This window comes from Streptomyces sp. NBC_00400, from assembly GCF_036048035.1.
In the GTDB taxonomy this organism is placed as follows: domain Bacteria; phylum Actinomycetota; class Actinomycetes; order Streptomycetales; family Streptomycetaceae; genus Streptomyces.
In genome coordinates, this window is record NZ_CP107940.1 from 3,091,711 (window position 1) to 3,113,696 (window position 21,986).

19 protein-coding genes are annotated in these 21,986 nt (G+C 72.7%); 6 read left to right on the top strand and 13 right to left on the bottom strand.

From position 1 onward, the window contains the following. The first annotated feature begins 122 nt into the window (after positions 1-122). Positions 123-872 (top strand): alpha/beta hydrolase, encoded by a 750-nt coding sequence (locus OHS81_RS13510; protein WP_328385024.1) that lies wholly within the window; start codon positions 123-125, stop codon positions 870-872. Positions 873-988: 116 nt separating this feature from the next. On the opposite strand, the gene OHS81_RS13515 is transcribed toward OHS81_RS13510, so the two are convergent. The 6 genes from OHS81_RS13515 to OHS81_RS13540 form a co-directional block, all read right to left on the bottom strand. After that, a complete protein-coding gene (locus OHS81_RS13515) occupies positions 989-1,981 on the bottom strand; it encodes a malate dehydrogenase (RefSeq protein WP_328385025.1) in 993 nt (330 codons plus the stop codon). A 493-nt stretch (positions 1,982-2,474) separates the two neighbouring features. Then, positions 2,475-3,635 (bottom strand): helix-turn-helix domain-containing protein, encoded by a 1,161-nt coding sequence (locus tag OHS81_RS13520; RefSeq protein WP_328385026.1) that lies wholly within the window; start codon positions 3,633-3,635, stop codon positions 2,475-2,477. Positions 3,636-3,875: 240 nt separating this feature from the next. Further along, positions 3,876-4,799, bottom strand: a complete 924-nt coding sequence (locus OHS81_RS13525) for a helix-turn-helix domain-containing protein (RefSeq protein ID WP_328385027.1) — start codon at positions 4,797-4,799, stop codon at positions 3,876-3,878. Then, a complete protein-coding gene (locus OHS81_RS13530) occupies positions 4,796-5,695 on the bottom strand; it encodes a peptidoglycan-binding protein (protein ID WP_328385028.1) in 900 nt (299 codons plus the stop codon). The genes OHS81_RS13525 and OHS81_RS13530 overlap by 4 nt, the downstream gene beginning before the upstream one ends. Before the next feature lie 525 nt (positions 5,696-6,220). Beyond that, positions 6,221-6,649 (bottom strand): DUF3017 domain-containing protein, encoded by a 429-nt coding sequence (locus OHS81_RS13535; RefSeq protein WP_328385029.1) that lies wholly within the window; start codon positions 6,647-6,649, stop codon positions 6,221-6,223. 69 nt (positions 6,650-6,718) lie between these two features. Then, positions 6,719-7,573 carry a bifunctional methylenetetrahydrofolate dehydrogenase/methenyltetrahydrofolate cyclohydrolase gene (locus tag OHS81_RS13540; RefSeq protein WP_328385030.1) on the bottom strand — a complete coding sequence of 285 codons (855 nt, stop codon included), beginning with the start codon at positions 7,571-7,573 and terminating at the stop codon, positions 6,719-6,721. A 242-nt stretch (positions 7,574-7,815) separates the two neighbouring features. On the opposite strand from OHS81_RS13540, the gene OHS81_RS13545 reads away from it, so the two are divergent. Next, on the top strand, positions 7,816-8,568 hold the full coding sequence (locus OHS81_RS13545; RefSeq protein WP_328385031.1) for an RDD family protein: 753 nt from the start codon (positions 7,816-7,818) through the stop codon (positions 8,566-8,568). A 112-nt stretch (positions 8,569-8,680) separates the two neighbouring features. After that, a complete protein-coding gene (locus OHS81_RS13550; protein WP_328385032.1) occupies positions 8,681-9,247 on the top strand; it encodes a hypothetical protein in 567 nt (188 codons plus the stop codon). A gap of 119 nt (positions 9,248-9,366) precedes the next feature. Here OHS81_RS13550 and purH read toward each other — a convergent pair whose 3' ends face one another. Together purH and purN are read right to left on the bottom strand one after the other, a co-directional pair. Further along, the gene (gene purH, locus OHS81_RS13555; protein WP_328385033.1) at positions 9,367-10,932 is read right to left on the bottom strand and encodes a bifunctional phosphoribosylaminoimidazolecarboxamide formyltransferase/IMP cyclohydrolase; all 1,566 of its coding nucleotides are present in this window, start codon (positions 10,930-10,932) and stop codon (positions 9,367-9,369) included. After that, a complete protein-coding gene (gene purN, locus OHS81_RS13560) occupies positions 10,929-11,585 on the bottom strand; it encodes a phosphoribosylglycinamide formyltransferase (RefSeq protein ID WP_328385034.1) in 657 nt (218 codons plus the stop codon). Before purN ends, purH begins: the two co-directional genes overlap by 4 nt. A gap of 273 nt (positions 11,586-11,858) precedes the next feature. Here purN and OHS81_RS13565 point away from each other — a divergent pair, with 273 nt between their 5' ends. Next, positions 11,859-12,764 (top strand): hypothetical protein, encoded by a 906-nt coding sequence (locus OHS81_RS13565; protein WP_328385035.1) that lies wholly within the window; start codon positions 11,859-11,861, stop codon positions 12,762-12,764. Positions 12,765-12,789: 25 nt separating this feature from the next. On the opposite strand, the gene OHS81_RS13570 is transcribed toward OHS81_RS13565, so the two are convergent. Beyond that, complete coding sequence (locus tag OHS81_RS13570) at positions 12,790-14,481, bottom strand: cell division protein PerM (RefSeq protein ID WP_328385036.1); 1,692 nt, start codon at positions 14,479-14,481, stop codon at positions 12,790-12,792. 100 nt (positions 14,482-14,581) lie between these two features. On the opposite strand from OHS81_RS13570, the gene OHS81_RS13575 reads away from it, so the two are divergent. Continuing rightward, positions 14,582-15,499, top strand: coding sequence for an RNA polymerase sigma factor (locus OHS81_RS13575; RefSeq protein ID WP_328385037.1), 918 nt, complete (start codon positions 14,582-14,584; stop codon positions 15,497-15,499). 281 nt (positions 15,500-15,780) lie between these two features. Here OHS81_RS13575 and sucD read toward each other — a convergent pair whose 3' ends face one another. Both sucD and sucC read right to left on the bottom strand, forming a co-directional pair. Further along, a complete protein-coding gene (gene sucD, locus OHS81_RS13580) occupies positions 15,781-16,665 on the bottom strand; it encodes a succinate--CoA ligase subunit alpha (protein WP_328385038.1) in 885 nt (294 codons plus the stop codon). A gap of 20 nt (positions 16,666-16,685) precedes the next feature. Next, positions 16,686-17,861: an ADP-forming succinate--CoA ligase subunit beta gene (sucC, locus tag OHS81_RS13585; protein ID WP_129294605.1), complete on the bottom strand. Its 1,176-nt coding sequence runs from the start codon at positions 17,859-17,861 to the stop codon at positions 16,686-16,688. Positions 17,862-18,647: 786 nt separating this feature from the next. Between sucC and OHS81_RS13590 the strand changes: the two genes are divergently transcribed. Continuing rightward, positions 18,648-19,523 (top strand): peptidoglycan-binding protein, encoded by an 876-nt coding sequence (locus tag OHS81_RS13590; RefSeq protein WP_328385039.1) that lies wholly within the window; start codon positions 18,648-18,650, stop codon positions 19,521-19,523. A gap of 235 nt (positions 19,524-19,758) precedes the next feature. On the opposite strand, the gene OHS81_RS13595 is transcribed toward OHS81_RS13590, so the two are convergent. Both OHS81_RS13595 and OHS81_RS13600 read right to left on the bottom strand, forming a co-directional pair. Beyond that, positions 19,759-20,952 (bottom strand): hypothetical protein, encoded by a 1,194-nt coding sequence (locus OHS81_RS13595; protein WP_328385040.1) that lies wholly within the window; start codon positions 20,950-20,952, stop codon positions 19,759-19,761. A 93-nt stretch (positions 20,953-21,045) separates the two neighbouring features. Further along, entirely contained in the window at positions 21,046-21,921 is an 876-nt protein-coding gene (locus OHS81_RS13600) for a hypothetical protein (protein ID WP_328385041.1), read from the bottom strand. Positions 21,922-21,986 lie beyond the last annotated feature (65 nt).

Here is a 21,986-nt window from a genome sequence, read left to right on the forward strand (position 1 = left end):
CTGCTGCCCAACGACACATCCGCATCGACGACGAACTGATCCAAACGAAAGCGCCCAGGGATCACCCTGCCGGCACGAATACGCCTGCATCGCGGAGGCCACGCCGTGAGTGAATGGAGGGCATGCTCTTCGACTTCACGCACGACCACGACGGTGAACGGCTCAGCGGTGTGTACGGCGGTGACCCTTCCGGGGTCACCGCCGTGGTGCTGCACGGCGCGGGCACCAGCAGCACGGAGCGGCTGCTGCCGCTGGTACGGGAGTTCGTGGGCCACGGCTGCCGAGGGATCGCCTTCGACTTCTCCGGGCACGGCGAAAGCACCGGACAGCTCGGCGAGTTGAGCCTGCGGCGACGGTTCGAGCAGGCCGTCGCGGTGATCGACGCGTATGCGGGGGCGGACGGGCCGCTGGCCCTGGTGGGGTTCAGCATGAGCGGCCAGACGGTGGCCGATCTCGTGGCGCACTACGGGGAGCGGGTCGCGGCGCTGGGGCTGTGCGCGCCCGCCGTGTACGCCGCCGAGGCGTGGGACGTGCCCTTCAAGGACGGGAACGGCCGGTTCAGCGGGATCATCCGGCAGCCGGACAGCTGGCGGGAGGCACCCGCGCTTGGGGTGCTGCGGGCGTACGAGGGCCGGGCGGTGCTCGGCGTGCCGGGCACCGACGCGGTGATCCCGTCCGCGGTGACCGAGTCCGTACAGGACGCGCTGGCCGCACGTGCCCGGTACACGCGGTTCGACCTTCCGGACGCACAGCACCAGCTGGGAATGTGGTTCCGGGATCACGGCGACGACCGGCGGGAGTTCGTGGCGGCGGTGCTGACCGGCCTCGACGGCCACGGCCGGTCGGTCACGCGTGCGCGGCCGGCCAAGTAGCTCGTCCACGGCCGCTCGGTGACCGGCCCACATGACCGAGCCCGCACGGCCGTTGCAGGCCGTGCGGGCTCGTCGGTGCTGCGGTGCCGCCCGGACGGGGCGGCCGCGGCGGTGGGTCAGCCGAGGAGGCCGAGACCGCGGACGGCCTCGCGCTCCTCCTCCAGCTCCTTGACGGAGGCGTTGATGCGCTCGCGCGAGAAGTCGTTGATCTCCAGGCCCTGGACGATCTCGTACTTGCCGTCCTTGGTGGTGACGGGGAAGGAGGAGATCAGGCCCTCCGGGACGCCGTAGGAGCCGTCCGAGGGGATGCCCATCGAGGTCCAGTCGCCGGCGGCGGTGCCGTTGACCCAGGTGTGGACGTGGTCGATGGCGGCGTTGGCGGCGGAGGCGGCGGAGGACGCGCCACGGGCCTCGATGATCGCCGCACCGCGCTTGGCGACGGTCGGGATGAAGTCCTCGGCCAGCCACTTCTCGTCGTTGACGGTCTCGGCGGCGTTCTTGCCGGCGACCGTGGCGTGGAAGATGTCGGGGTACTGGGTGGCGGAGTGGTTGCCCCAGATCGTCAGCTTCTGGATCTCGGACACCGGGGTGCCGGTCTTCTTCGAGAGCTGCGAGAGCGCGCGGTTGTGGTCCAGACGCGTCATCGCGGTGAAGCGCTCGGCGGGTACGTCCGGCGCGGCGGCCTGGGCGATCAGGGCGTTGGTGTTGGCGGGGTTGCCGACGACCAGGACCTTGATGTCATCCGCGGCGTGGTCGTTGATGGCCTTGCCCTGCGGCTTGAAGATGCCGCCGTTGGCCTCCAGGAGGTCGCCGCGCTCCATGCCCTTCGTACGGGGGCGGGCGCCGACGAGCAGGGCGACGTTCGCACCGTCGAAGGCCACGTTCGGGTCGTCCGAGATGTCGATGCCCTGCAGCAGCGGGAAGGCACAGTCGTCCAGCTCCATGGCGGTGCCCTCGGCGGCCTTCAGACCCTGTGGGATCTCCAGAAGGCGCAGCTTGACCGGCACGTCAGCGCCGAGCAGATGACCGGAAGCGATGCGGAAGAGGAGTGCGTAACCGATCTGGCCGGCGGCGCCGGTGACGGTGACATTGACGGGAGTGCGGGTCATGGCGATCTCCTGCGCGGTGTTTTCCGGGGGCAAGCCCCTGGACCACCATGGGTGGCGGTGGGTGTCCCTGCCCAGCTATCCGGGTCTCTTGGTATCGAGAGACCCGGCCGTCAGGCTATCGGACCCCCGCCCGGTGCAAGCGACGGGCCGGTGTGGAACACCTCACCGGGTGCTTCCGGGGCGCCCGTACGGCTGCCGCAGGACTCCGCTTACCCGCGCGGTGTGTGCTCCGCGGCGGTCCCGCAGGAAGGGGGCGGCGGCCGCCCGCTCAAGGAGGGGGGAGTGCGGGCGGCCGCCAGGTTGTGCCACACCCGTGGGGGGGTAACCGTCGTCTGCCCGAGATCCCGGAGGGCATGCCCCCTGAATTTCGGACAGCTTCCGGGGGGGATCCCGGGCCGGAGGCGGGGCGGGAAGCGGGCCGGGCGGCCCGGCGGGTGGCCGGTCGCCGCCCGCTTCCCAGCAGGTCTTGCGGGCGGATCGGCCGGCCGACCGGCTAGCGGACCGCCTGGGTGGCCCCGGGCGCCTTCCCGGCGGGCGTGGCCGAAACCGGACGGGCGCAGTTCTTGGCACCCGCCATGGTCGTCTGGCAGGCCGCGACCTTCGCCGGGTCCCCGGACACCGCGACCATCGGGGTGTAGGCATCACCGCCCCGCTCGGCCTGCGCCGTGGCACTGTGGCCCCCGGCGCTGATGGTGGCCTGGTCGCCCTGTGCCGCACGGCTGATCCGCGCCCAGGCGGTGCGGCAGACCGCGCTGTAGCGGACCTCGATCACCGAGCGCCCGGCCAGACCGCGGGACGGGGTGACCGCATGCGTCCCGCCGCAGCCCATCTTCTCCGGGTCCTTGCCCACGCAGCCCTCGCCGGTGCAGTGCACCCCGGCCGGAAGGTCCGGCTTTGCGCTCGGCGCGGTGGCGGGGGCGGCCGCCGGCTTCGTGGCCGGTTCGGCGGCCGGTTTCAGCAGGAGTACGGCGGCGCCGGCCACCAGCAGCGCGCCGACCGCACCGGCGACGAACACGGCCGTCCGGCCGCGGCGGCCGCGCTGGTTCGCGGGCGCGCCAGATGAGGCGGCCGGCGCCGGGGCGTGGCCCGCTGCCACTGCCGCCGCCATCTGCTCGGCGGGGAAGTCGGCGCTCGACGGGAGGTCCAGGCGCGGCTGTTGCGGCCACTGCACCGTCAGCGGCTCCGTCAGCGGCCCCGCGGCCTGCGGCGACTTCGCACCCTTGGCCTTTGCCGCCGCGGCTCCCTTCGGCGCCTTTGCGGACTTGGCGGCCTTTGCGGACTTCGTCGCCGGCGCGGCCGGTGCCGGCTGCGTGTCGAACTCCCCCAGGGCGGCGCGCGCCTGGGCCACGCTGATCGCTTCCATGGTGACGTCCTGCCGCATCTCGGCCCGGCTCCAGGCCCGTTCGGCCAGCTCCCACAGCGTGGTGAGATGCGCGGGCTGCGCGCCGGTCACCTCGGCGAGCGCGACCACCGCGCGCAGCGGCGGCAGCAGCCGCCCGTTGAGATACCGCTCCCAGGACGTCTTGCTGTAGCCCGTACGGTCCGCCACAGCGGCCACACTCAGCCCGCTGCGGTCCACGAGCCTGCGCAGCTGACCGGTGAACTCCCCTACCTGCGGATCGAGTTCTTCCGGAAGCGCCTTCCAGCGAGGCATTGCCTCCCCCTATCCCCCCGCTTACGTGCGACAGCGGCTCCCCCGGTCCGCCCTCCTTGCTCCCCGCACGGATGCCCCCGGTCAGGACGGCAGTTCGCGTGCGCAGGCGCACGGGAGCATCCGGGCACAGGTCACCCACCCGCACACCCCGTGGCCCCCGCAGTGTCGCATTTCGACCGGACTCTGCACGAGTTCCGTACGTTTACTGACAAGAACAGCCCGCGCAATCCCCTCGGGGGCCTACTGTGCGAAGCACTCCCCTGCCCCGCCGCCCGCCGGGTAGAGACACAGCCGGATGCCCTCGGGACCGCGGGCCACCGCCATCGGCGTGATGAGGTATCCCTCGGCGTCGAACCGGTCCACCACCCGTACCGACCGCGGGCGTGCCCCCGGCACCGACACCTCCAGACGGTCCCCGATCCGGCCGTTGCGGAGCCGGCCCCAGGCCGCGCCGCAGGCCTTGCCGTAACGGATCTGCACATGCTCCCCACGGGCGGCAGTGCGCTCCACGGGTGTCTGCACGAGGTCCTGGCGCTCGCAGTACATCGACTCCGGATCCTTGCCGTCGCACGCCCTCGCCCGGCAGCCGGTCACCTCGGAGGGCTCGGGCGCGGCACCTTTCCCCGGGTCGGTGCCCACGCCCCCCTTTCCCACCCCGAAGGCCAGCACCGCCACCCCGACCGCCACCAGGCCGACACAGGCGCCGGCGACAACGGCCGCGAAGCGCTGCGGCACCCGCGGGGAGGGCGCACCGGCCGCGGCGCTTCCCGGGCCCCGGTCCGGTGACGTGCCGCGGTCCGACGCCGCGCCCTGACCCGACGCCGCGCCCTGGTCCGGCACAGCGCCCCTGCCCGACGCCGCGCCCCTGCCCGGCATCGCGCCGCCGTCCGGTCGTCCGCGTCCGCTCCAGGCCGCATCCGCCAGCTCCCACAGCGCCAGAAGCCCCCCGGACGGCTCCCCCGCCAGCCGGCACAGCGCCTCGACCGCGCCCCGCGGCGGCAGCTTCTTCGCGTTGAGATAGCGCTCCCAGGACGACTTGCTGTACGGCGTCCGCTCGGCGAGACCGGCCAGGGTGAGCCCCGTACGCTCCCTCAACTCCCGCATACGCACTGCCAGTCGGGAGCACTCCACGCCTTCCGCCGGTTCGCTGCCGGGCCCGCTCACCGGCGCAGCACCTTCCAGGTGTCGGGGCCCACGATCCCGTCCGTGGGCAGCCCGGCCCTGGCCTGCAGACGCTTGACGGCACGCAGGGTCTTGCCACCGACGATGCCGTCCACCACGCCCGGGTCGTAGCCCTGGCGGTGCAGCAGGCACTGCGCCTCGACGACGTCCCAGCCCGTCGCGCCGCGGTCCAGGATCGCCGTGCCGGTGCGGCTGTGCCCGGCGTACAGGGCACCTGCCCGGCGCTGTACGGAGCAGGGGAAGGCCTCCCCCGGCCGGTGGGTGAAGGTCGGTGCGGTGCTGGGCCCGCTGATGGCCGGCATGGCATCCGCACCACTACTGCCTATCCCGGAGGCGTCCTCCCAGAGGCGGGCGACCAGCAGCGCCGCACCGGCCATGACGAGCACGGCCAGGGCCCCCAGCACCAGCGGCCTGAGCGGCACTTGGCGACCGGCCGGGGTGGCGGATGCGGCGGATGCGGCGGGTACGGCCTGTGCGGCCTGTGCGGCCGGTACGGCCGGTACGGAGGTGGCAGCGGGTCCAGCGGGTACGGCTGCCTCATCCCGCTCCGCCCCTGCCTCTGCCCCTGCCTCCGCCCTTGTCTCCGCGTCCGCCTCCGCCTGCGGCCGTTCCGCGTGCCAGGCCTGGGCGGCGACCTCGTGCAGCGCCAGCAGCCGGGTCGCATCGGCCTCGCAGATGCGCGCCAGCGCCTCCACCGCCTCGCGCGGCGGCAGCTTCTTGCCGTTGAGATAGCGCTCCCAGGACGACTTGCTGTACGAGGTCTTGGCGGCGAGCGCGGCCAGGCTCAGCCCGCTGTGGTCCTTCAGTCTCCGTAACTGGACGATCAGGTACCGCACCCGGTGATCCAGCGATTCGGGCAGCCCTTTCCAACGCGACATGTTCCACCCCATACGCGTTCGTTCTCCCCCGAGGCCATGAGCCCCCTGTGCCGCCGATGATGGCGCGGACACGACCTCCCTTCCCGCTTTTTACTCTTTCCACGCGGTACCCGAACCGCCCCGCCGCCTCCTTCGCCGTCCCACCGCAGCGTCCACCCCGACGACGTCCCCGCAGGTCACAGCCGGGACATCCCACGGCATCCCACAGCGTCCGCAGACGGCGGCCCCCGTGCGCCGGACCCCGGCGGGCGGGAGCGCGACCGGTAGCACTCCCCCGGGCCGCACGGCCCGTACCGCGACGCCTCCACCACCCTCCGTGCGCCGCCCCGCCGCCCCGCCGCGCTCCGTGCGCCGTCTCTGCCGTGCTCCGTGCGCCACCCGCCCCCTCGTACGACTGCGGACGACCTCGTAGGACCCCCGCCTCCGCACAGCACAGCGGCGGCCCGCCCTCTCCCTGAGGAGAGGACGGGCCGCCGCCGTCGTCGCGTCGTACCGGCGGTACGGCACGGCCGGAAGGAGATCCCCCTACCGCACGGTGAAGTGCACGATGTCGTCCAGGAACGGGATGTGGATCCACGGCTTGGGCTGCACCATCAGCGCCAGCATCACGATCACGAAGCCGAGCCCCCCGTACGTCGCCATATCGGTGAAGCGGGAGCGCACGGCCAGCATCCCCACCGACGGCAGCGCCCACCGCAGCACCGCTCCGGCCAGCAGGGAGAGCCCGATCACGATCGACCCGATACGGAACGCGTCGAGCGCCACGAGCAGCAGCCCGAGCGCGACCCCGCTCATGACGCTGAGCAGCGGCCACTGCCGGGCGGGCGCGGGGAAGCCGCCCGAGGCGGCCCGCCCGCCGCCTTCCGGCCGGGCGGTGTCGCGGGTCAGCGTCGGAAAGCGGCGCGAGGAGCGCTGTGGCTCGCTGGCCCCGTCCGCATGCGCTTCGGCACCCATGGCTGGCAGTCCCTTCGGTATCCGGATCGATCCGTCTGTCTCAGGGACAGGGTCTCAGATCCCGTGTGATCAGCCCGCCGCGCGCTCGGCGGCCTCGACGACGTTGACCAGCAGCTGGGCCCGGGTCATCGGCCCGACGCCGCCGGGGTTGGGGGCGACCCAGCCGGCCACCTCGGCGACGCCCGGGTGCACATCGCCGACGATCTTGCCGGCCTCGTCGCGGCTGACGCCGACGTCCAGGACCGCCGCACCGGGCTTGATGTCCTCGGGCTTGATGATGTGCGGCACACCGGCCGCGGCGACGATGATGTCGGCCTGCTTGAGGTGCGCGGACAGATCACGGGTGCCGGTGTGGCACTGGGTCACCGTGGCGTTCTCGGACTTGCGGGTGAGCACCAGCGGCATCGGGCGGCCAATGGTGATACCGCGGCCGACGACCACCACATGCGCGCCCTTGATCTCGACGTCGTGGCGCCGCAGCAGCTGGACGATGCCGTACGGGGTGCAGGGCAGCGGCCCCTCGATGCCGAGCACCAGGCGGCCCAGGCTCATCGGGTGCAGTCCGTCGGCGTCCTTGGCCGGATCCATCAGTTCCAGGACACGGTTGGCGTCGATGCCCTTGGGGAGCGGGAGTTGGACGATGTAGCCGGTGCAGGCCGGGTCCTCGTTCAGCTCCCGTACGACCGCCTCGATCTCCTCCTGGGTGGCGGTCTCCGGCAGTTCCCGCTGGATCGAGGCGATGCCGACCTGGGCGCAGTCACGGTGCTTGCCGCCCACGTACCAGCGGCTACCCGGGTCGTCGCCCACCAGGAGGGTGCCAAGACCGGGCTGCACGCCCTTGGCCTTCAGCGCTTCGACGCGGGTGGTGAGCTCGGACTTGATGGCGGCTGCGGTGGCCTTGCCATCCAGGATCTGGGCAGTCATACCCCCCATCTTCGCGGATGAGGGCGGCGGCGTTCCAATCAGGGCATGCGGGGCGTCCATGGCCGGAATTGATCATTGCACTTGGACAACAGCCATGGGCCTTGACTGGACAGAGTGAATGCGCAACTAGAAGGATTGACGCACAGTGCCGCAGGCTTTGTCGGGGGGTGGCCAGTGAATCCTGTTTTTCCTCCGAGTCACGCCGCGTCGTGCCGCAGTCACCCAACGGAGGAAAACAGCAGATGAGTTTCGGCGACCCGAACAACCCCTACGGCCAGCCACAGCCGCCGCAGGGCCCGTACGGGCAGCAGCCGCAGGCGCCGCAGGGCCCGTACGGCCAGCAGCCCCCGGTCCCGCCGCAGGGACAGCCCGGCTACGGGTACCCCCAGCAGGCCCCGCAGCAGCAGCCGTACGGCTACCCCCAGCAGCAGGTCCCGCAGCAGCAGGCGTACGGCTACCCGCAGCAGGCGGCGGCTCCCTACGGCCAGCCCATGCCGGGCATGGGCATGCCGACGGGTTACGCGAGCTGGGGTGCGCGGCTGTGCGCCTCGCTCATCGACGGTCTGGTCGTGGCCCTGGTGCCCGGCATCCTGTACGCGATCGGGTTCGGCATGGTCCTCTCCTCCGCGAGCAAGATCAACAGCTGCGCCTACGACGACTACAACTGCCGGGCGGAAGCGGCCTCGGCCGGCCCGCCGGCCATCGCCTTCCTCCTGATCGGCATCGCCGGCCTGGCGATCCTGGCGGGCGGCATCTTCATGCTCATCCAGGAAGGCAACAAGGGCCAGACGATGGGCAAGAAGGCCATGAACATCCGCGTGGTCCGCGAGGACACCGGTCAGCCGCTCGGCTTCGGCATGGCTTTCGTCCGGCGCCTGGCGCACTTCCTCGACAGCATCGCGTGCGGCATCGGCTGGCTGTGGCCGCTGTGGGACGACAAGGCCCAGACCTTCGCCGACAAGGCCGTGGCCTCGGTGGTCGTCAAGACCCAGTAAGCGGTTGGGGGTGCCACCCCGGCCCGAGGTGTACCACTCCGCGAAGGCCCCCTCGCCCCTGCGCGACCGGGGCCTTCGCGGCTCCGTTCACGTCGTATGAAGGACACCGCTAGTGAGTTATCCCCCACAGAACCCTTACGGTCCCCCGCCGGGTCAACAACCCCAGTACGGCTACCCGCAGCAGCAACCACAGCAGCCGTCCCCGTACGGCCCGTACCCGGGCGGCGGCGGGATGCCCGGTATGCAGCCGCAGTACCCGGTGGCGATGCCCGGCGGGGTCAAGACCGCCCGGGTGCTCCTGTTCGTGCTCTCCGGTGTGAACCTCATCGGGCTGGTCCTCTCCGTGATGTTGCTGGGAGGCGTCAGCAAGGCCTCGCACGATGTCTCGGCGTACTCCGCCGCTGACGACGTCACCGCGATCAACGTCAGCAAGGGCCTGCTGATCGCGGTGATCGTGCTCATCGTGGTCTTCACCGTGCTCGCGATCACGCTGGCCCTGCAGTTCGCCAACGGGGGCAGCGGGGTCCGGGTCGGCAGCATCGTCTTCGGTGTCGGCACCCTGATACTGAGCCTGTGCACCTTCCCCCTCGGCCTGGTGCACACCATCCTGGGCATCATGGTGATCGCCTTCATATCCAAGGACGAGAGCAAGTACTGGTTCAGCAGGCCGCGTTACTGACGTCTTCGGGTACCGCGCGGATTCAGTGCGCGGATTCAGCGTAAGAAGAGGGCCGCACCCCGGCTGGGGTGCGGCCCTCTTCTTACGCCGGTACCGGCGGCTCAAGCTCGGGCTCAGGCTCAGTGGAAGAAGTGCCGGGTCCCGGTGAAGTACATCGTCACGCCGGCCTTCGCGGCGGCCTCGACGACGAGTTCATCGCGGACCGAACCGCCCGGCTGGGCCACGGCCTTGACGCCGGCCTCGGCCAGCACCTCGAAGCCGTCCGGGAACGGGAAGAAGGCGTCGGAGGCGGCGTAGGAGCCGCGCGCCCGGTCCTCGCCCGCGCGCTGCACCGCGAGCTTCGCGGAGTCCACTCGGTTGACCTGGCCCATGCCGACACCGACCGTGGCGCCGTCCTTGGCGAGCAGGATGGCGTTGGACTTCACGGCGCGGCAGGCGCGCCAGGCGAAGGCCAGCTCGGCCAGCTCGGCGGCGGTCAGTGCGGCCCCGCTGGCGAGTGTCCAGTGCGCCGGGTCGTCGCCCTCGGCCTGCAGCCGGTCGGTCTCCTGGAGCAGGGCGCCGCCGTCAACGGGCTTGACCTCGACGGGGTTCGACGGCGCGTCGGGGCAGCGCAGCACCCGGATGTTCTTCTTGCGGGCCAGGATCTCGACCGCGCCGTCCTCGTAGCCGGGGGCCACGATGACCTCGGTGAAGATCTCGGCGACCTGCTCGGCCATCGCCACGGAGACCGGGCGGTTGACGGCGATGACGCCGCCGAAGGCGGACAGCGGGTCACAGGCGTGCGCGTTGCGGTGTGCCTCGGCGACGTCCGCGGCGACCGCGATACCGCACGGGTTGGCGTGCTTGATGATCGCCACACACGGCTCGGCGTGGTCGTACGCGGCCCGGCGCGCGGCATCGGTGTCCGTGTAGTTGTTGTACGACATCTCCTTGCCGTGCAGTTGCTCGGCCTCCGCGAGCCCGCCGCTGCCGTCCACGTACAGCGCGGCGCCCTGGTGCGGGTTCTCGCCGTAGCGCAGGACGTTCTTGCGGGCGTAGGTGGCGCCCAGGAACTCGGGGAAGGCGGAGTCGTCGGCCGCGGCGTAGCCTTCGGCGAACCAGGAGGCGACGGCCACGTCGTAGGCCGCGGTGTGCTGGAAGGCCTCGGCCGCCAGCCGCTTGCGCTGCGCCAGTTCGAAGCCGCCGCCGGTGACGGCCTCCAGGACATCGCCGTAGCGGGCGGGGTTGACGACCACGGCCACCGAGGGGTGGTTCTTGGCGGCGGCGCGGACCATCGAGGGCCCGCCGATGTCGATCTGCTCCACGCACTCGTCGGGGGTGGCGCCGGAGGCGACGGTCTCCCGGAACGGGTAGAGGTTCACGATCACCAGGTCGAACGGCTCGACACCGAGGTCGGCCAGCTGCCGGCGGTGGTCCTCCAGGCGGAGGTCGGCGAGGATGCCGGCGTGCACCTTGGGGTGCAGGGTCTTGACCCGGCCGTCCAGGCACTCGGGGAAGCCCGTCAGCTCCTCGACCTTGGTGACCGGCACCCCGGCCGCGGCGATCTTCGCGGCCGTCGACCCGGTCGAGACGAGCTGGACGCCCGCCGCGTGCAGCCCCTGGGCCAGCTCCTCCAGCCCGGACTTGTCATAGACGCTGACCAGCGCGCGGCGGATGGGCCGCTGCGTACCTTCGGTGGCGGTCACGAGATACGTACCTTTCGTCCCTCAATGCGGTAGCCGTGCCGGGCCAGACGCCCCACGACCTCGACGAGCAGCGATCGCTCGACTTCCTTGATGCGCTCATGCAGCGCGGATTCGTCGTCCTCGTCCCGGACCTCGACCACGCCCTGGGCGATGATCGGGCCGGTGTCGACACCGTCGTCGACGAAGTGGACGGTGCATCCGGTGACCTTCGCGCCGTACGCGAGCGCATCGCGCACGCCATGGGCACCGGGAAAGCTCGGCAGCAGCGCCGGGTGGGTGTTGACGGTGCGGCCGCCGAAGCGGGCAAGGAACTCCTTGCCCAGGATCTTCATGAAGCCGGCCGAGACCACCAGATCGGGCTCGTACGCGGCGGTCGCCTCGGTGAGCGCGGCGTCCCAGTCCGCACGGCTGTCGTAGTCCTTGACCCGGCAGACGAAGGTGGGGAGCCCGGCGGCCGCGGCGCGCTCCAGGCCCGCGATGGCGCCCCGGTCGGCGCCGACGGCCACGATCTCGGCGCCGTACTCCTCCGGGCCCAGGCCGGCGATGCCGTCCAGCAGCGCCTGCAGGTTCGTTCCGGAGCCGGAGACGAGGACGACGATGCGGGCCGGGCGGCCGGGCTCGGCGGGGCGGGCGGGGGGTGGGGAGGAAGCCACGGCGGGGCTCTTTTCCGATCTCGCGTGCTTTGTGTGGTCGTACAAGACTGCGGGTACCGCAGATCCGGGGAACCCTACGAAGGCGCCGACCGTCAGCAACGATACCGGCACACCGCGCGGCCCCCACGGGACGGGGGCGGGCACGGGAGGTAGCGTCAGGCCTAAGACTGCATGCAGTTCGTGGTAACCGGGCGCCGGTTGTGACGGCCCGCGTACGGACGACGCAAGACGAGACAGACGAGACAGACGAGACAAGGGGAAGACGCACTCCAGATGACGGACCGACGCCGCCGCGCGGCCCTCCTGCTCCCTCCCCCGGCTACGGCTGGGTGGTTCCCCCAGCCCACCACCTCCCCCGGGATGGTGCTGCTGCCGCGTGAGCGCAAGCCGTCGTCCTCCTCCCCGGAGCCCGCCGCCCCGCATGCCCCGGACTCCGACCAGGACAACAACCCCTTCGCCCCGCCGCCGGCCGACGCGCCCGACCAGGAGTGGCGCCCGCGTCACCCCGCTCCGCACGGCCCGGACGGCAACGGCAACGGCGACGAGGACCGGCCGTCGCAGGACGAGTCGGCGCCGGGCTGGGGCAGCCAGTGGAGCCCCCGGCAGCCGGGGCGGCAGAGCGGCGGTTTCGGCACCCGCCCCGGCAGCCGCAACGGCCAGCAGGGCAACGGCCCCGGGGGCCCCGGCAGCCCCGGCGGGCTGCGCTGGGACCCCACCGACCCGGCCCAGCGCCGGGCGCGCTTCGCACTGCTCGGCGGGCTGTGGTCGTTCTTCTGCGTGCTGTTCGGCCTGCCGGAGGTGGCCCTGCTGCTGGGCGCGCTGGCGCTGTACTGGGGCGTCAGCTCGCTGCGCGCCAAGTCGAACCCCGCGAAGGCCGACGCCGCGGCCACCACCGCCGCCATGGAGGGCCGCCCCGCCCCCGCCGCCCCGCCCGCCCCGGGCGCACAGCCCGGTGCCCCGGCCTCCCCGGGCAGCACCCGGCCGCAGGTCACCGCGGCGGTCGCGGGCCTGGTGATCGCCTCGCTGGCGCTGGTGATGGTGGCCGCGACCTTCACCGTGCAGATCGTCTACCGCGACTACTTCACCTGCGTGAACGACGCCCTGACCCAGTCGGCCGGCAAGTCCTGCGAGCAGCTGCTGCCGCGGGAGCTGCGGCCGCTGCTGAGCGCGCGGCAGTAGGAGGAGGCTGCGGGGGGGCGGCCGGTCAGCCGTTCGGGATGACCGGGGTGGCGGCCGGTTTCGTGGCGGCCGGTTCCGCGGCAGCCCGCCCCGTGGCCGCCGGTTCCGCGGCCGCCGGCTCCGTGGCAGCCGGTTCCGCGGCCGCCGTCGGCTCCGCGGGAGTTCCCGACTCCGTGACCGTGAGGTCATCGGGGCCCGGACCAGCGGCGCCGGAGCCGGGGCCGGGGACGGTGTGCTTGCCGTCGGCCGCGGCGGGGCCGGGGGCGGCGCCCCCGCCATCGCCCATCGCCACGCCGGGGCCGGTCGCGGTGCCGGTACCCCCCGTCCTGGCGCCGGGGCGGGTGTCCTCGTCCTGACCCCGCCGGCCCGCCCGCAGCCGCCAGGCCCGTAGCGCGATCGCGCCCGGGACGCCGGTCAGGGCGGTCCAGCCCGCTGCCGCGAGGCCCGTACGCCACCAGCTCGGGCCGAATGCGGCGAGCGCTCCGGTGCCCAGCGCGCCGCCGGAGAGGCCCGCGAGCACTGCGGCGACGGCGCCGCAGAGACCGGCCCCCAGGGCTGCCGCACCTGCCGTCGTCCACCACGACCAGGGGTGTCCCCCAGCGCCGGGCGCCGGCGCGGAACCGGTCACCGAGCGGGCGACCGAGCGGGCCAGCAGCACCCCCGCGATCAGGGGCACCACCGCCACCGCCCAGGTCAGCGGGTTTCCAGGCCCGGCATCCGGCAGCCCGCCGAGCAGCGGAAGCCGGGGCAGCGCCGAAGGTGGCGAGGTGCCCAGCGGGCCGACCGCGCTGCCCGCGCCGACCGTGAAACCCGGCCCCAGGGCGTATGCGGCGCCCCAGACGGCCGCGTTCGGGAGCAGAACCAGGCACAGCAGCAGCACCGTGGCGTGGCTCGCCCAGTCGGGCGCCAGCCGGAGCAGGTCGTCGCGTACCCGGCCCGCGTGCAGGCCGAGGGAGAGCAGGGTGAGCACGGCGCCGGACACCAGCAGGGCGCCGAGGGCGGCACCGGCGGCGCGCGCCGCGACGGCGCACCGGGCGCCGGCGAGCAGGCTTCGCAGACCGCCCGGCACCGCGGCCCCGGCCCGCAGCGCCCAGGCGGGCAGCAGATCGGCGCCGGGATGCCGGAGCAGGAACCAGCCCGTACCGGCGAGCGTGGCGAGCGCGGTGGCCGGTACGGCCGCCAGCACGCTCAGCGGCTCGGCGCTGAGCTGCCCTGCGGAGGCATAGACCAGCACCGCGGCCGCGACCAGCAGATAGCCGGTGAGCAGCGCACCGAGCAGGGTGCGCGGCACCACCGCCAGGGTGGCGTCCGCAGCGCTGCCGGGGCCCGTGCCGGGGACCACGCCGGGGCCGGTACGGGCGTCGGCCGCGGTCGCCAGGGTGTGGCGGGCGGCCCGGTGGAGCAGCCAGACCGGGAGGACGGCGAGCAGCAGCGGGGTCACGGCGACCGGGACGGCGGAGTGGCCCGCGGTGCGTTCGAGGGCGCCGCCGTGCGCCATCAGCCACAGGTCGGCGGCGAGGTGCAGGGCCCGGGACGGGCCGCTGTCGGGCTCGGGGGAGGCGACCCAGAGCAGCAGCACGGCGACCGCCAGCGCGCCGAGGCCGAGGCCGGCGGCCGTCACGCCGCCGAGGAACGCCGCGCCGATCGCGGAGGAGCGCTGCGCGGCGGCTCGGCCGTGCGAGGACAGGGTGGGGCCACGCTCGGTCAACTGGCTCACGCGGCCATGCTGCCAACAAGAGGCGTTTCCTCCCCGCACTGGCGAAATGCCCGACGTGTCGCGCTGCATCCAGCAATGCCGGTTTTCCACACTGCTCTGTATGACCCAGCGCGAGAGGCCCCGGCCCGACACGAACCGGCCCGAGGTGAACCGGCCCGACACGAACCGGCGTCGGACACCCCGGCCCGAGCCGGCCGCCGCCGCCTTCGACGACCTCCACACCCGGCACGCGGCAGCGCTGATGCGGCAGGCCTATCTGCTCACCGGGCGGCCGTGGCTCGCGCGGCGGGCCGTGCAGCAGGGGTTCCGGCGCGCCTGGCAGCACTGGCCGCAGGTCGCGGTGGACCCGGATCCGGCGGGGTGGGTGCGGGCGGCCGCGTACGAGTACGCGCTGACCCCCTGGCACCGGCTGTGTCCCGGACTGCGGACCGCCCGGAAGCCGAAGCAGTTCCACGAGACCGGCGAGCCCGCGGACCGTGCGCTGCTGGCGGCACTGCTGCGGCTGCCCGCCCCCTACCGGCGGGCGCTGCTGCTGCACGACGGGGTCGGGCTGGGGCTCTACGAGACCGCGGCGGAGATCGAAGCGAGTACCCCGGCCGCGGCCGGGCGGCTGACGCATGCGCGGGAGCGGATCGCCGAGCGGCTGCCGGAGCTGGGACTCGACGGGCACCCGCCGGTGCGGCAGGGCGAGATCCTGCGGACCCGGCTCACCGCGCTGACGGCCGCGCAGCAGGTGACGCCGGCCGCCACGGAGCGCGTACGGAGCGACGCCGAACGCAGCGATCTGCGGACCACACGGGCGGCGGTCGGGCTGGCCGGAGGGTTCGCGCTGGTGGCGGTGGTGATGATGCTCGTGACGCCGGACCACTACACGCCACCGCCGGACAAGCCCGTGGCGACCGCGCCACACGCCGTCGTCCCACCCACCGGGCACCGTGGCGCGGAGGTCAGGAAGCAGGGCAATGCCGCGGTACGCAAGAGACTGCGGGAGGCCCGTCTGGTGCCGGACGTCCGCTAGGAGTTGGACGTCCGCCAGGAGTTGGACGTCCGCCAGGAGTTGGACGTCCGCCAGGAGTTTGGGGGAGGGCTTCCTGAGGGCCGGCGCCCCGCTCCGCCCCGCGTCCCGCGTCCCGCCCCGAACGCACACCGCCGGACCCTGCCCCGGTCGCCGAGCGCCCCCGCGGCGGAAGATTCTTCCACCGCGGGGGCGAGGCGCCACAAGGGCGAGGGTCCGGCGGTATCGCCGGCGTGCCGTCAAGGACGACGTACGTCCCGTCCGGCAACGACGCCGGGAGGCAGTCAGCCGCCGAGGATCTCGCGGGCCAGCCGCGCGGTCTCCGACGGGGTCTTGCCGACCTTGACGCCGGCGGCCTCCAGGGCCTCCTTCTTCGCCTGGGCGGTGCCGGAGGAGCCGGAGACGATGGCACCGGCGTGGCCCATGGTCTTGCCCTCGGGCGCGGTGAAGCCCGCGACGTAGCCGACGACCGGCTTGGAGACGTTGGCCTTGATGAAGTCGGCCGCACGCTCCTCGGCGTCGCCGCCGATCTCGCCGATCATCACGATCAGGTCGGTGTCGGGGTCCGCCTCGAACGCCTGGAGGGCGTCGATGTGCGTGGTGCCGATGACCGGGTCGCCACCGATGCCGACGGCCGAGGAGAAGCCGATGTCACGGAGCTCGTACATCATCTGGTAGGTCAGCGTGCCGGACTTCGACACCAGACCGATGCGGCCGGGCTTGGTGATGTCGCCCGGGATGATGCCGGCGTTGGACTGGCCGGGGGTGATCAGGCCGGGGCAGTTCGGGCCGATGATCCGGGTCTTGTTGCCCTTGGTCTTCGCGTACGCCCAGAAGGCGGCGGAGTCGTGCACCGCGATGCCCTCGGTGATCACGACGGCCAGCGGGATCTCGGCGTCGATCGCCTCGACGACGGCGGCCTTGGCGAAGGCCGGCGGCACGAAGAGCACGGACACATCGGCGCCGGTCTTCTCCATCGCCTCGGCGACCGAGCCGAAGACGGGCACGTCGGTGCCGTCGAAGTCGACGCTGGTGCCGGCCTTGCGCGGGTTCACACCGCCGACGATGTTGGTGCCGTCACCGAGCATCAGCTTGGTGTGCTTCATGCCAGTGGCACCGGTCATGCCCTGGACGATGACCTTGCTTTCCTTGGTCAGGAAGATAGCCATGGTTGTTGTGTCCTCGTCCTTTACTTAGCAGCCAGCTCGGCGGCCTTGTCGGCCGCGCCGTCCATGGTGTCCACGCGCTGCACCAGCGGGTGGTTGGCCTTCGACAGGATCTCGCGACCGAGCTCCGCGTTGTTGCCGTCGAGGCGCACGACCAGGGGCTTGTTGACGTCCTCGCCCTTGGACTTGAGCAGCTCCAGGGCCTGGACGATGCCGTTGGCGACCTCGTCACACGCGGTGATGCCACCGAAGACGTTGACGAACACGGACTTGACGTCCGGGTCGCCGAGGATGATCTCCAGGCCGTTCGCCATGACCTCGGCGGAGGCGCCGCCACCGATGTCGAGGAAGTTGGCGGGCTTGACGTTGCTGTGCTTCTCGCCGGCGTAGGCGACGACGTCCAGGGTGCTCATGACGAGACCCGCGCCGTTGCCGATGATGCCGACCTGGCCGTCGAGCTTGACGTAGTTCAGACCCTTGGCCTTGGCCGCAGCCTCGAGCGGGTTGGCTGCGTCCTTGTCCTCCAGGGCCTCGTGCTCCGGCTGGCGGAACTCGGCGTTCTCGTCCAGGGACACCTTGCCGTCGAGGGCGATGACCTCGCCGCTCGCGACCTTGGCCAGCGGGTTGACCTCGACGAGGAGCGCGTCCTCGGCGACGAAGGTCTTCCACAGGGTCACCATGACGTCGGCGACCTTCTCGGCGACCTCGGCCGGGAACTTCGCCTGGGCGACGATCTCGCGGGCCTTCTCGATCGTGACGCCCTCGTTGGCGTCGACCGGGACCTTCGCGAGCTCGTCGGGCCGGGTCGCCGCGACCTCCTCGATGTCCATGCCGCCGGCGACGGAGGCCATGGCCAGGAAGGTGCGGTTGGTGCGGTCGAGGAGGTACGAGACGTAGTACTCCTCGGCGATCTCCGGAGCGGTCTCGGCGATCATCACCTTGTGGACCGTGTGGCCCTTGATGTCCATGCCCAGGATCTGACCGGCCTTCTCGACCGCGTCGTCCTCACTGGTGGCCAGCTTCACGCCGCCGGCCTTGCCGCGGCCACCGACCTTCACCTGCGCCTTGACGACCGACTTGCCGCCCAGCCGCTGGGTCGCCTCGCGCGCCGCCTCAGGCGTGTCGATGACTTCACCGGCCAGCACCGGTACACCGTGCTTGGCGAAGAGGTCCCTCGCCTGGTACTCGAACAGGTCCACGCGCGTCCGTCCCTTGTCTTCTCAGAATCGCCGTAGTGATCGCGGTTCGTTCGTCTGCGATGGGCGTGCCGCGAAGGGCAACGTGACGGCGCTGTCACTGAGGGAGGCGTACACGGTGACCGGATACGCGGCATGTCCGTCCCGCAGGTTATCGCCGCAGGACGTGCGGCCCTAAATCGCAGATCACACTCCAGCGGTGATTACCATCACAGATCTTTTGGCCAAGTTACGCCTTCTCGGGATTTCTGCATGCCGTCGGCCGGTTTGTCGCGAGCTGGATTGCGGTGGGGTGGTTTGGCGGGGGCTGTTCGGCGGGCGCTCATTGCCGTCCGCGGGATGGTCGTGGATCGGCTTTCGACCTCCCCCGATGATCTTGAAGGCGGGGCGGGCGGCTCTGCCTCGTGACCGTCCGTTGTCACTCGGCGTGCGCGCTCACGTCGCGCATCGCCCGCGGCCTCCTCCCGGTACGCCTCTGTGCGCCCCGCCTCCGGCGATTCCGGTTCCGATGGCACGGGAATCCGTGGGGGAAGAGGTCCTCCGCGGACGGGTCCGGAAAGGCCTCTTGACCCTTCAACTTCCCGCTACGGACACTGTCTTGAGCACTTACGGATACCTACGCATCAGGAGTCACACACTTCAGGCTTGGTCCCGCTCCTTCTTTCTCGTTTTCCCGGTGCCCTCACATCCGGCGCCGGAAGCGGCATACGGCGCGGCGGGTCCGGTGCCGAGCAGGGCACAGACCACCGCGGCGGCCGAAGCCGCGGTCGACGTAGGAGGTACGGGCCGATGGCCACTCCCCTGACCGCGAGCAAGCTGATCGCGGCGCTGCGCGACGAGGGCCTGGTGGTCCACGAGGTCCGCGACTGGCGTGAGCACAACCGGAACGCCAAGGGCCCCTGGGGCCCGATGCACGGCGTGATGATGCATCACACCGCCACCCAGGGCACCGACAGCTCGGTGGACCTGTGTTACGACGGGCGCTCCGACCTGCCGGGGCCGCTGTGCCACGGCGTGATCGACAAAGCGGGCGAGGTCCATCTCGTCGGCAACGGCCGCGCCAACCACGCCGGGCTCGGTGACGCCGACGTCCTGCGCGCGGTGATCAACGAGGACGCGCAACTGCCGCCGGACAACGCCGCGGACACCGACGGCAACCGTTACTTCTACGGCTTCGAATGCATCAACCTCGGCGACGGCAAGGACCCTTGGCCCGCGGAGCAGCAGGCCGCCATGGAGAAGGCCGCGGCGGCGGTCTGCCGGGCGCACGGCTGGACCGAACGCTCGGTGATCGGGCACCTCGAATGGCAGCCGGGGAAGGTCGATCCGCGCGGCGTCGCGATGAACGACCTGCGGGGCCGGATCAAGAAGCGGCTGGCGAAGCCGGCCGAGGGCTCACCGGAGCCGCAGCAGCCGGCGTACGAGCCGTTCCCCGGCCGCGACTTCTTCCGGTCCGGGACCCACAGCCCGGTGATCACGGCGATGGGGGAGCGGCTGGTGGCCGAGGGCTGCAGCCACTACGAAATCGGCCCCGGTCCGGAGTGGACCGAGGCGGACCGGCAGTCGTACGCGGCCTGGCAGCGCAAGCTCGGCTTCCACGGCAAGGATGCGGACGGGGTGCCGGGACAGGTCAGCTGGGAACGGTTGCGGGTGCCCCGCACATAGCCCGGCGGGTGGTCGAGCGAGGAGCCCAACACGTAGCTCCGGCCGGCTCGTTGGCGCACCGCGGGACGAAAGAACGGTGCGGCGGTGCGGCGGTGTGGCGGTGCGGTGGTGCGGCGGTGCGGTGGAAACACCAAGGCCGGGCGGCCCTCCCCCACAGAGGTCCGCCCGGCTGTTCATGGGTGTTCCGGTTTCGGCCGCCGCCGCGGCCGAGGTCCGGTGGTGTCGGCCTGAGGCCTCAGACCGCCTGGACCGGGAGGGCCGGGAGGGCCGGCAGCGCCGGGATGTTGGCGGCGTTGGTCAGGTCGGCCAGGTTGGCGGGCACGGCCGGGAGGGCCGGGGCGGCCGGGACGGCAACGGCGTCGGTCAGGTTGGCCGGGACCGCGGGGACGGCCGGGACGGCCGGGAGGGCGTCGGTCACGTTGGCCGGGACGGCGGGGACGGACGGGAGGGACGGGACGGCCGGGAGGGCGTCGGTCACGTTGGCCGGGACGGCGGGCACAGCCGGAACGGCCGGGACGGCGTCGGTCACGTTGGCGGGCACGGAGGGGACGGACGGGACGGAGGGAACGGCCGGAACGGCGGGCACCGACTTCACCGGGGCCAGGCCCTTCACACCGGCGACGGCCTGGCCGGCGGTGCCCTGCGCGACCGGCACGACCTTGACGACGACCCGGCGGGCGACGGGCGGCAGCACGTCGGAGGCCGCCTTGCCGACGACCGGACGGGCGGTGGCGAGACCGCCCTGGACCGGCTTCGTCAGGTGCTCGGGGCGGAGGCCCGCACCGGCGAGACCGGCCAGCAGGTTGTCGACCGAGCCCGGAGCCTTGGGCAGCGCGGGGGCCTTGGGCAGCGCCGGGGTGCCGGGCAGGCCCTGGGGCAGGCCGCCGGGCAGGTGGGCGGACGGGACGCCCGGGGTGGCGGGCAGCGACGGAACGGAGGGCAGCGTGCCCTTCGCCAGACGGCCGGCCTTGCCCAGGCCGGCGGCCTTGGCCGCCTTCTTGGCGGCCTTCTTGGCCTTCTTCAGGTCGGCGGCCTTGCGCACCTCACCGGTCTTCGGCAGGCCGGCGCCCTGGGCCTGCTTCCGCACACCGTCCACCGCACCGGTCAGGTCGCCGGCCTGCGGCAGCTTGCCGGTGGGAAGGTCCTGGGTGGTCACATCGCCGCCGAGGGCACCGGTGGCCTTGCCCGCCGTCTCCTCGGCGGTCGTGGTGGCGGTCCTGGCGGTCGTGGTGACGGTCTTGGCCGTCTTCGTCACGGTGCCGGCCACGTCACCGGTGGGCAGCTGCTTCGCGGTGCCGGTCACCGTGCCGGCGGCCGGCAGGTCCGAACCGACGGGCAGCTCGGCGGCGTTGGCGGCGACGGAGCCCAGGGCCCACAGACCGGTGGCGGCGGTGGCAACGACGATGGAACGGCGGATGTTCGAGCGCATGGAGGTGAAGTCCTTCGAATTCAAAAGGGGTGAAAGGGCAGACCTGTCCCGCCCCCGCGCGGCAGGTCAGTTACAGACGCGGAGCGGTCTGCCCTAGCCCGGGAATTCGAGGATTTCTTCGGCACGCCGACGCGTCGGAGCGCCATCGGCCGTGCGGACGCCACCGGGCAGGAGCCGGAAGCGCAGGGGGTCCGCCGAGGCGGCGGCGTGCTGGTCCCCGCCACGGGGGCCGTGGCCGTTACCGGCGGTGTGCGAGGCAGGCGCCACCGGAGCCTGCGGGCACTGTCCCGGAAGGCCGTTGTGGCCCGGGGCGTGCTGCTCGTGGGCGGCGGCCGAGGGGTGCTCGGCGGCCGGCTTGTGCAGGCAGTCGGCGACGTCCGACGACGGCGCGGCGTACGGGCCGGCAGCCCGGTCAGCGGTCCGCGGACCGGCCGGCTGAGCCTCGCCCGGCGTACGGCCGTGCTGGTGCGTCGCGCCGTCTCCGGAGCCTCCGGTGTGCTCACCGGACGGGAGGTGCACGGGAAGCGCGGCGCCTGCCGAGTCCCCGACCTCCCGTACGACACGGTTCACCGGCTCGGTGATCCGGTCGGTGACCGGCGCGGCCTGCTCGGCGGCGGGGCGTACGGCCCCCGCCACCGTGTCGGACGCGGCGTGGGTGTGCTCGGCGAGCTTGGCGCCGGACGCCTTGCCCTGCCGCCGGAGCACGGTCTTGGAGCCGGACAGCCCGTTCGCCGCCCCGTCCCGGGTGGCGGCCCGGTCCGGAGTGGACGCCTCGGACGCGGTCTTGGCCGGGGTTGCCACCCCGGTCAGGTCCGCGCTCCGCGTGCGGTCGTCGGCATGGGCGCCGGGACCGAAGGCGAAGCCGAGGGCGACAAAGCCCACCAGGAAGAGCCCGGCCAGCAGCGCACGCCGCGCGGCCACGGTGCGCGGCAGGCGCACGGCGGCAGGCGGGGCGAACACAGCAGACAAGGAGGGACCTTCCCCTACGGACGGGGACACCCAAGGCACACGGCCTCGGGGTCACGCGCGTCGCG

Excerpts from the sequence above, each read along its gene's own strand:
- OHS81_RS13565 (WP_328385035.1), top strand. The coding sequence starts at position 11,859 with ATGACGGACCGACGCCGCCGCGCGGCCCTCCTGCTCCCTCCCCCGGCT.
- OHS81_RS13535 (WP_328385029.1), bottom strand. The coding sequence starts at position 6,649 with ATGGGTGCCGAAGCGCATGCGGACGGGGCCAGCGAGCCACAGCGCTCC.
- OHS81_RS13520 (WP_328385026.1), bottom strand. The coding sequence starts at position 3,635 with ATGCCTCGCTGGAAGGCGCTTCCGGAAGAACTCGATCCGCAGGTAGGG.
- OHS81_RS13590 (WP_328385039.1), top strand. The coding sequence starts at position 18,648 with ATGGCCACTCCCCTGACCGCGAGCAAGCTGATCGCGGCGCTGCGCGAC.
- sucD (WP_328385038.1), bottom strand. The coding sequence starts at position 16,665 with ATGGCTATCTTCCTGACCAAGGAAAGCAAGGTCATCGTCCAGGGCATG.
- OHS81_RS13540 (WP_328385030.1), bottom strand. The coding sequence starts at position 7,573 with ATGACTGCCCAGATCCTGGATGGCAAGGCCACCGCAGCCGCCATCAAG.
- OHS81_RS13515 (WP_328385025.1), bottom strand. The coding sequence starts at position 1,981 with ATGACCCGCACTCCCGTCAATGTCACCGTCACCGGCGCCGCCGGCCAG.
- OHS81_RS13545 (WP_328385031.1), top strand. The coding sequence starts at position 7,816 with ATGAGTTTCGGCGACCCGAACAACCCCTACGGCCAGCCACAGCCGCCG.
- OHS81_RS13530 (WP_328385028.1), bottom strand. The coding sequence starts at position 5,695 with ATGTCGCGTTGGAAAGGGCTGCCCGAATCGCTGGATCACCGGGTGCGG.
- OHS81_RS13510 (WP_328385024.1), top strand. The coding sequence starts at position 123 with ATGCTCTTCGACTTCACGCACGACCACGACGGTGAACGGCTCAGCGGT.
- OHS81_RS13595 (WP_328385040.1), bottom strand. The coding sequence starts at position 20,952 with ATGCGCTCGAACATCCGCCGTTCCATCGTCGTTGCCACCGCCGCCACC.
- OHS81_RS13575 (WP_328385037.1), top strand. The coding sequence starts at position 14,582 with ATGACCCAGCGCGAGAGGCCCCGGCCCGACACGAACCGGCCCGAGGTG.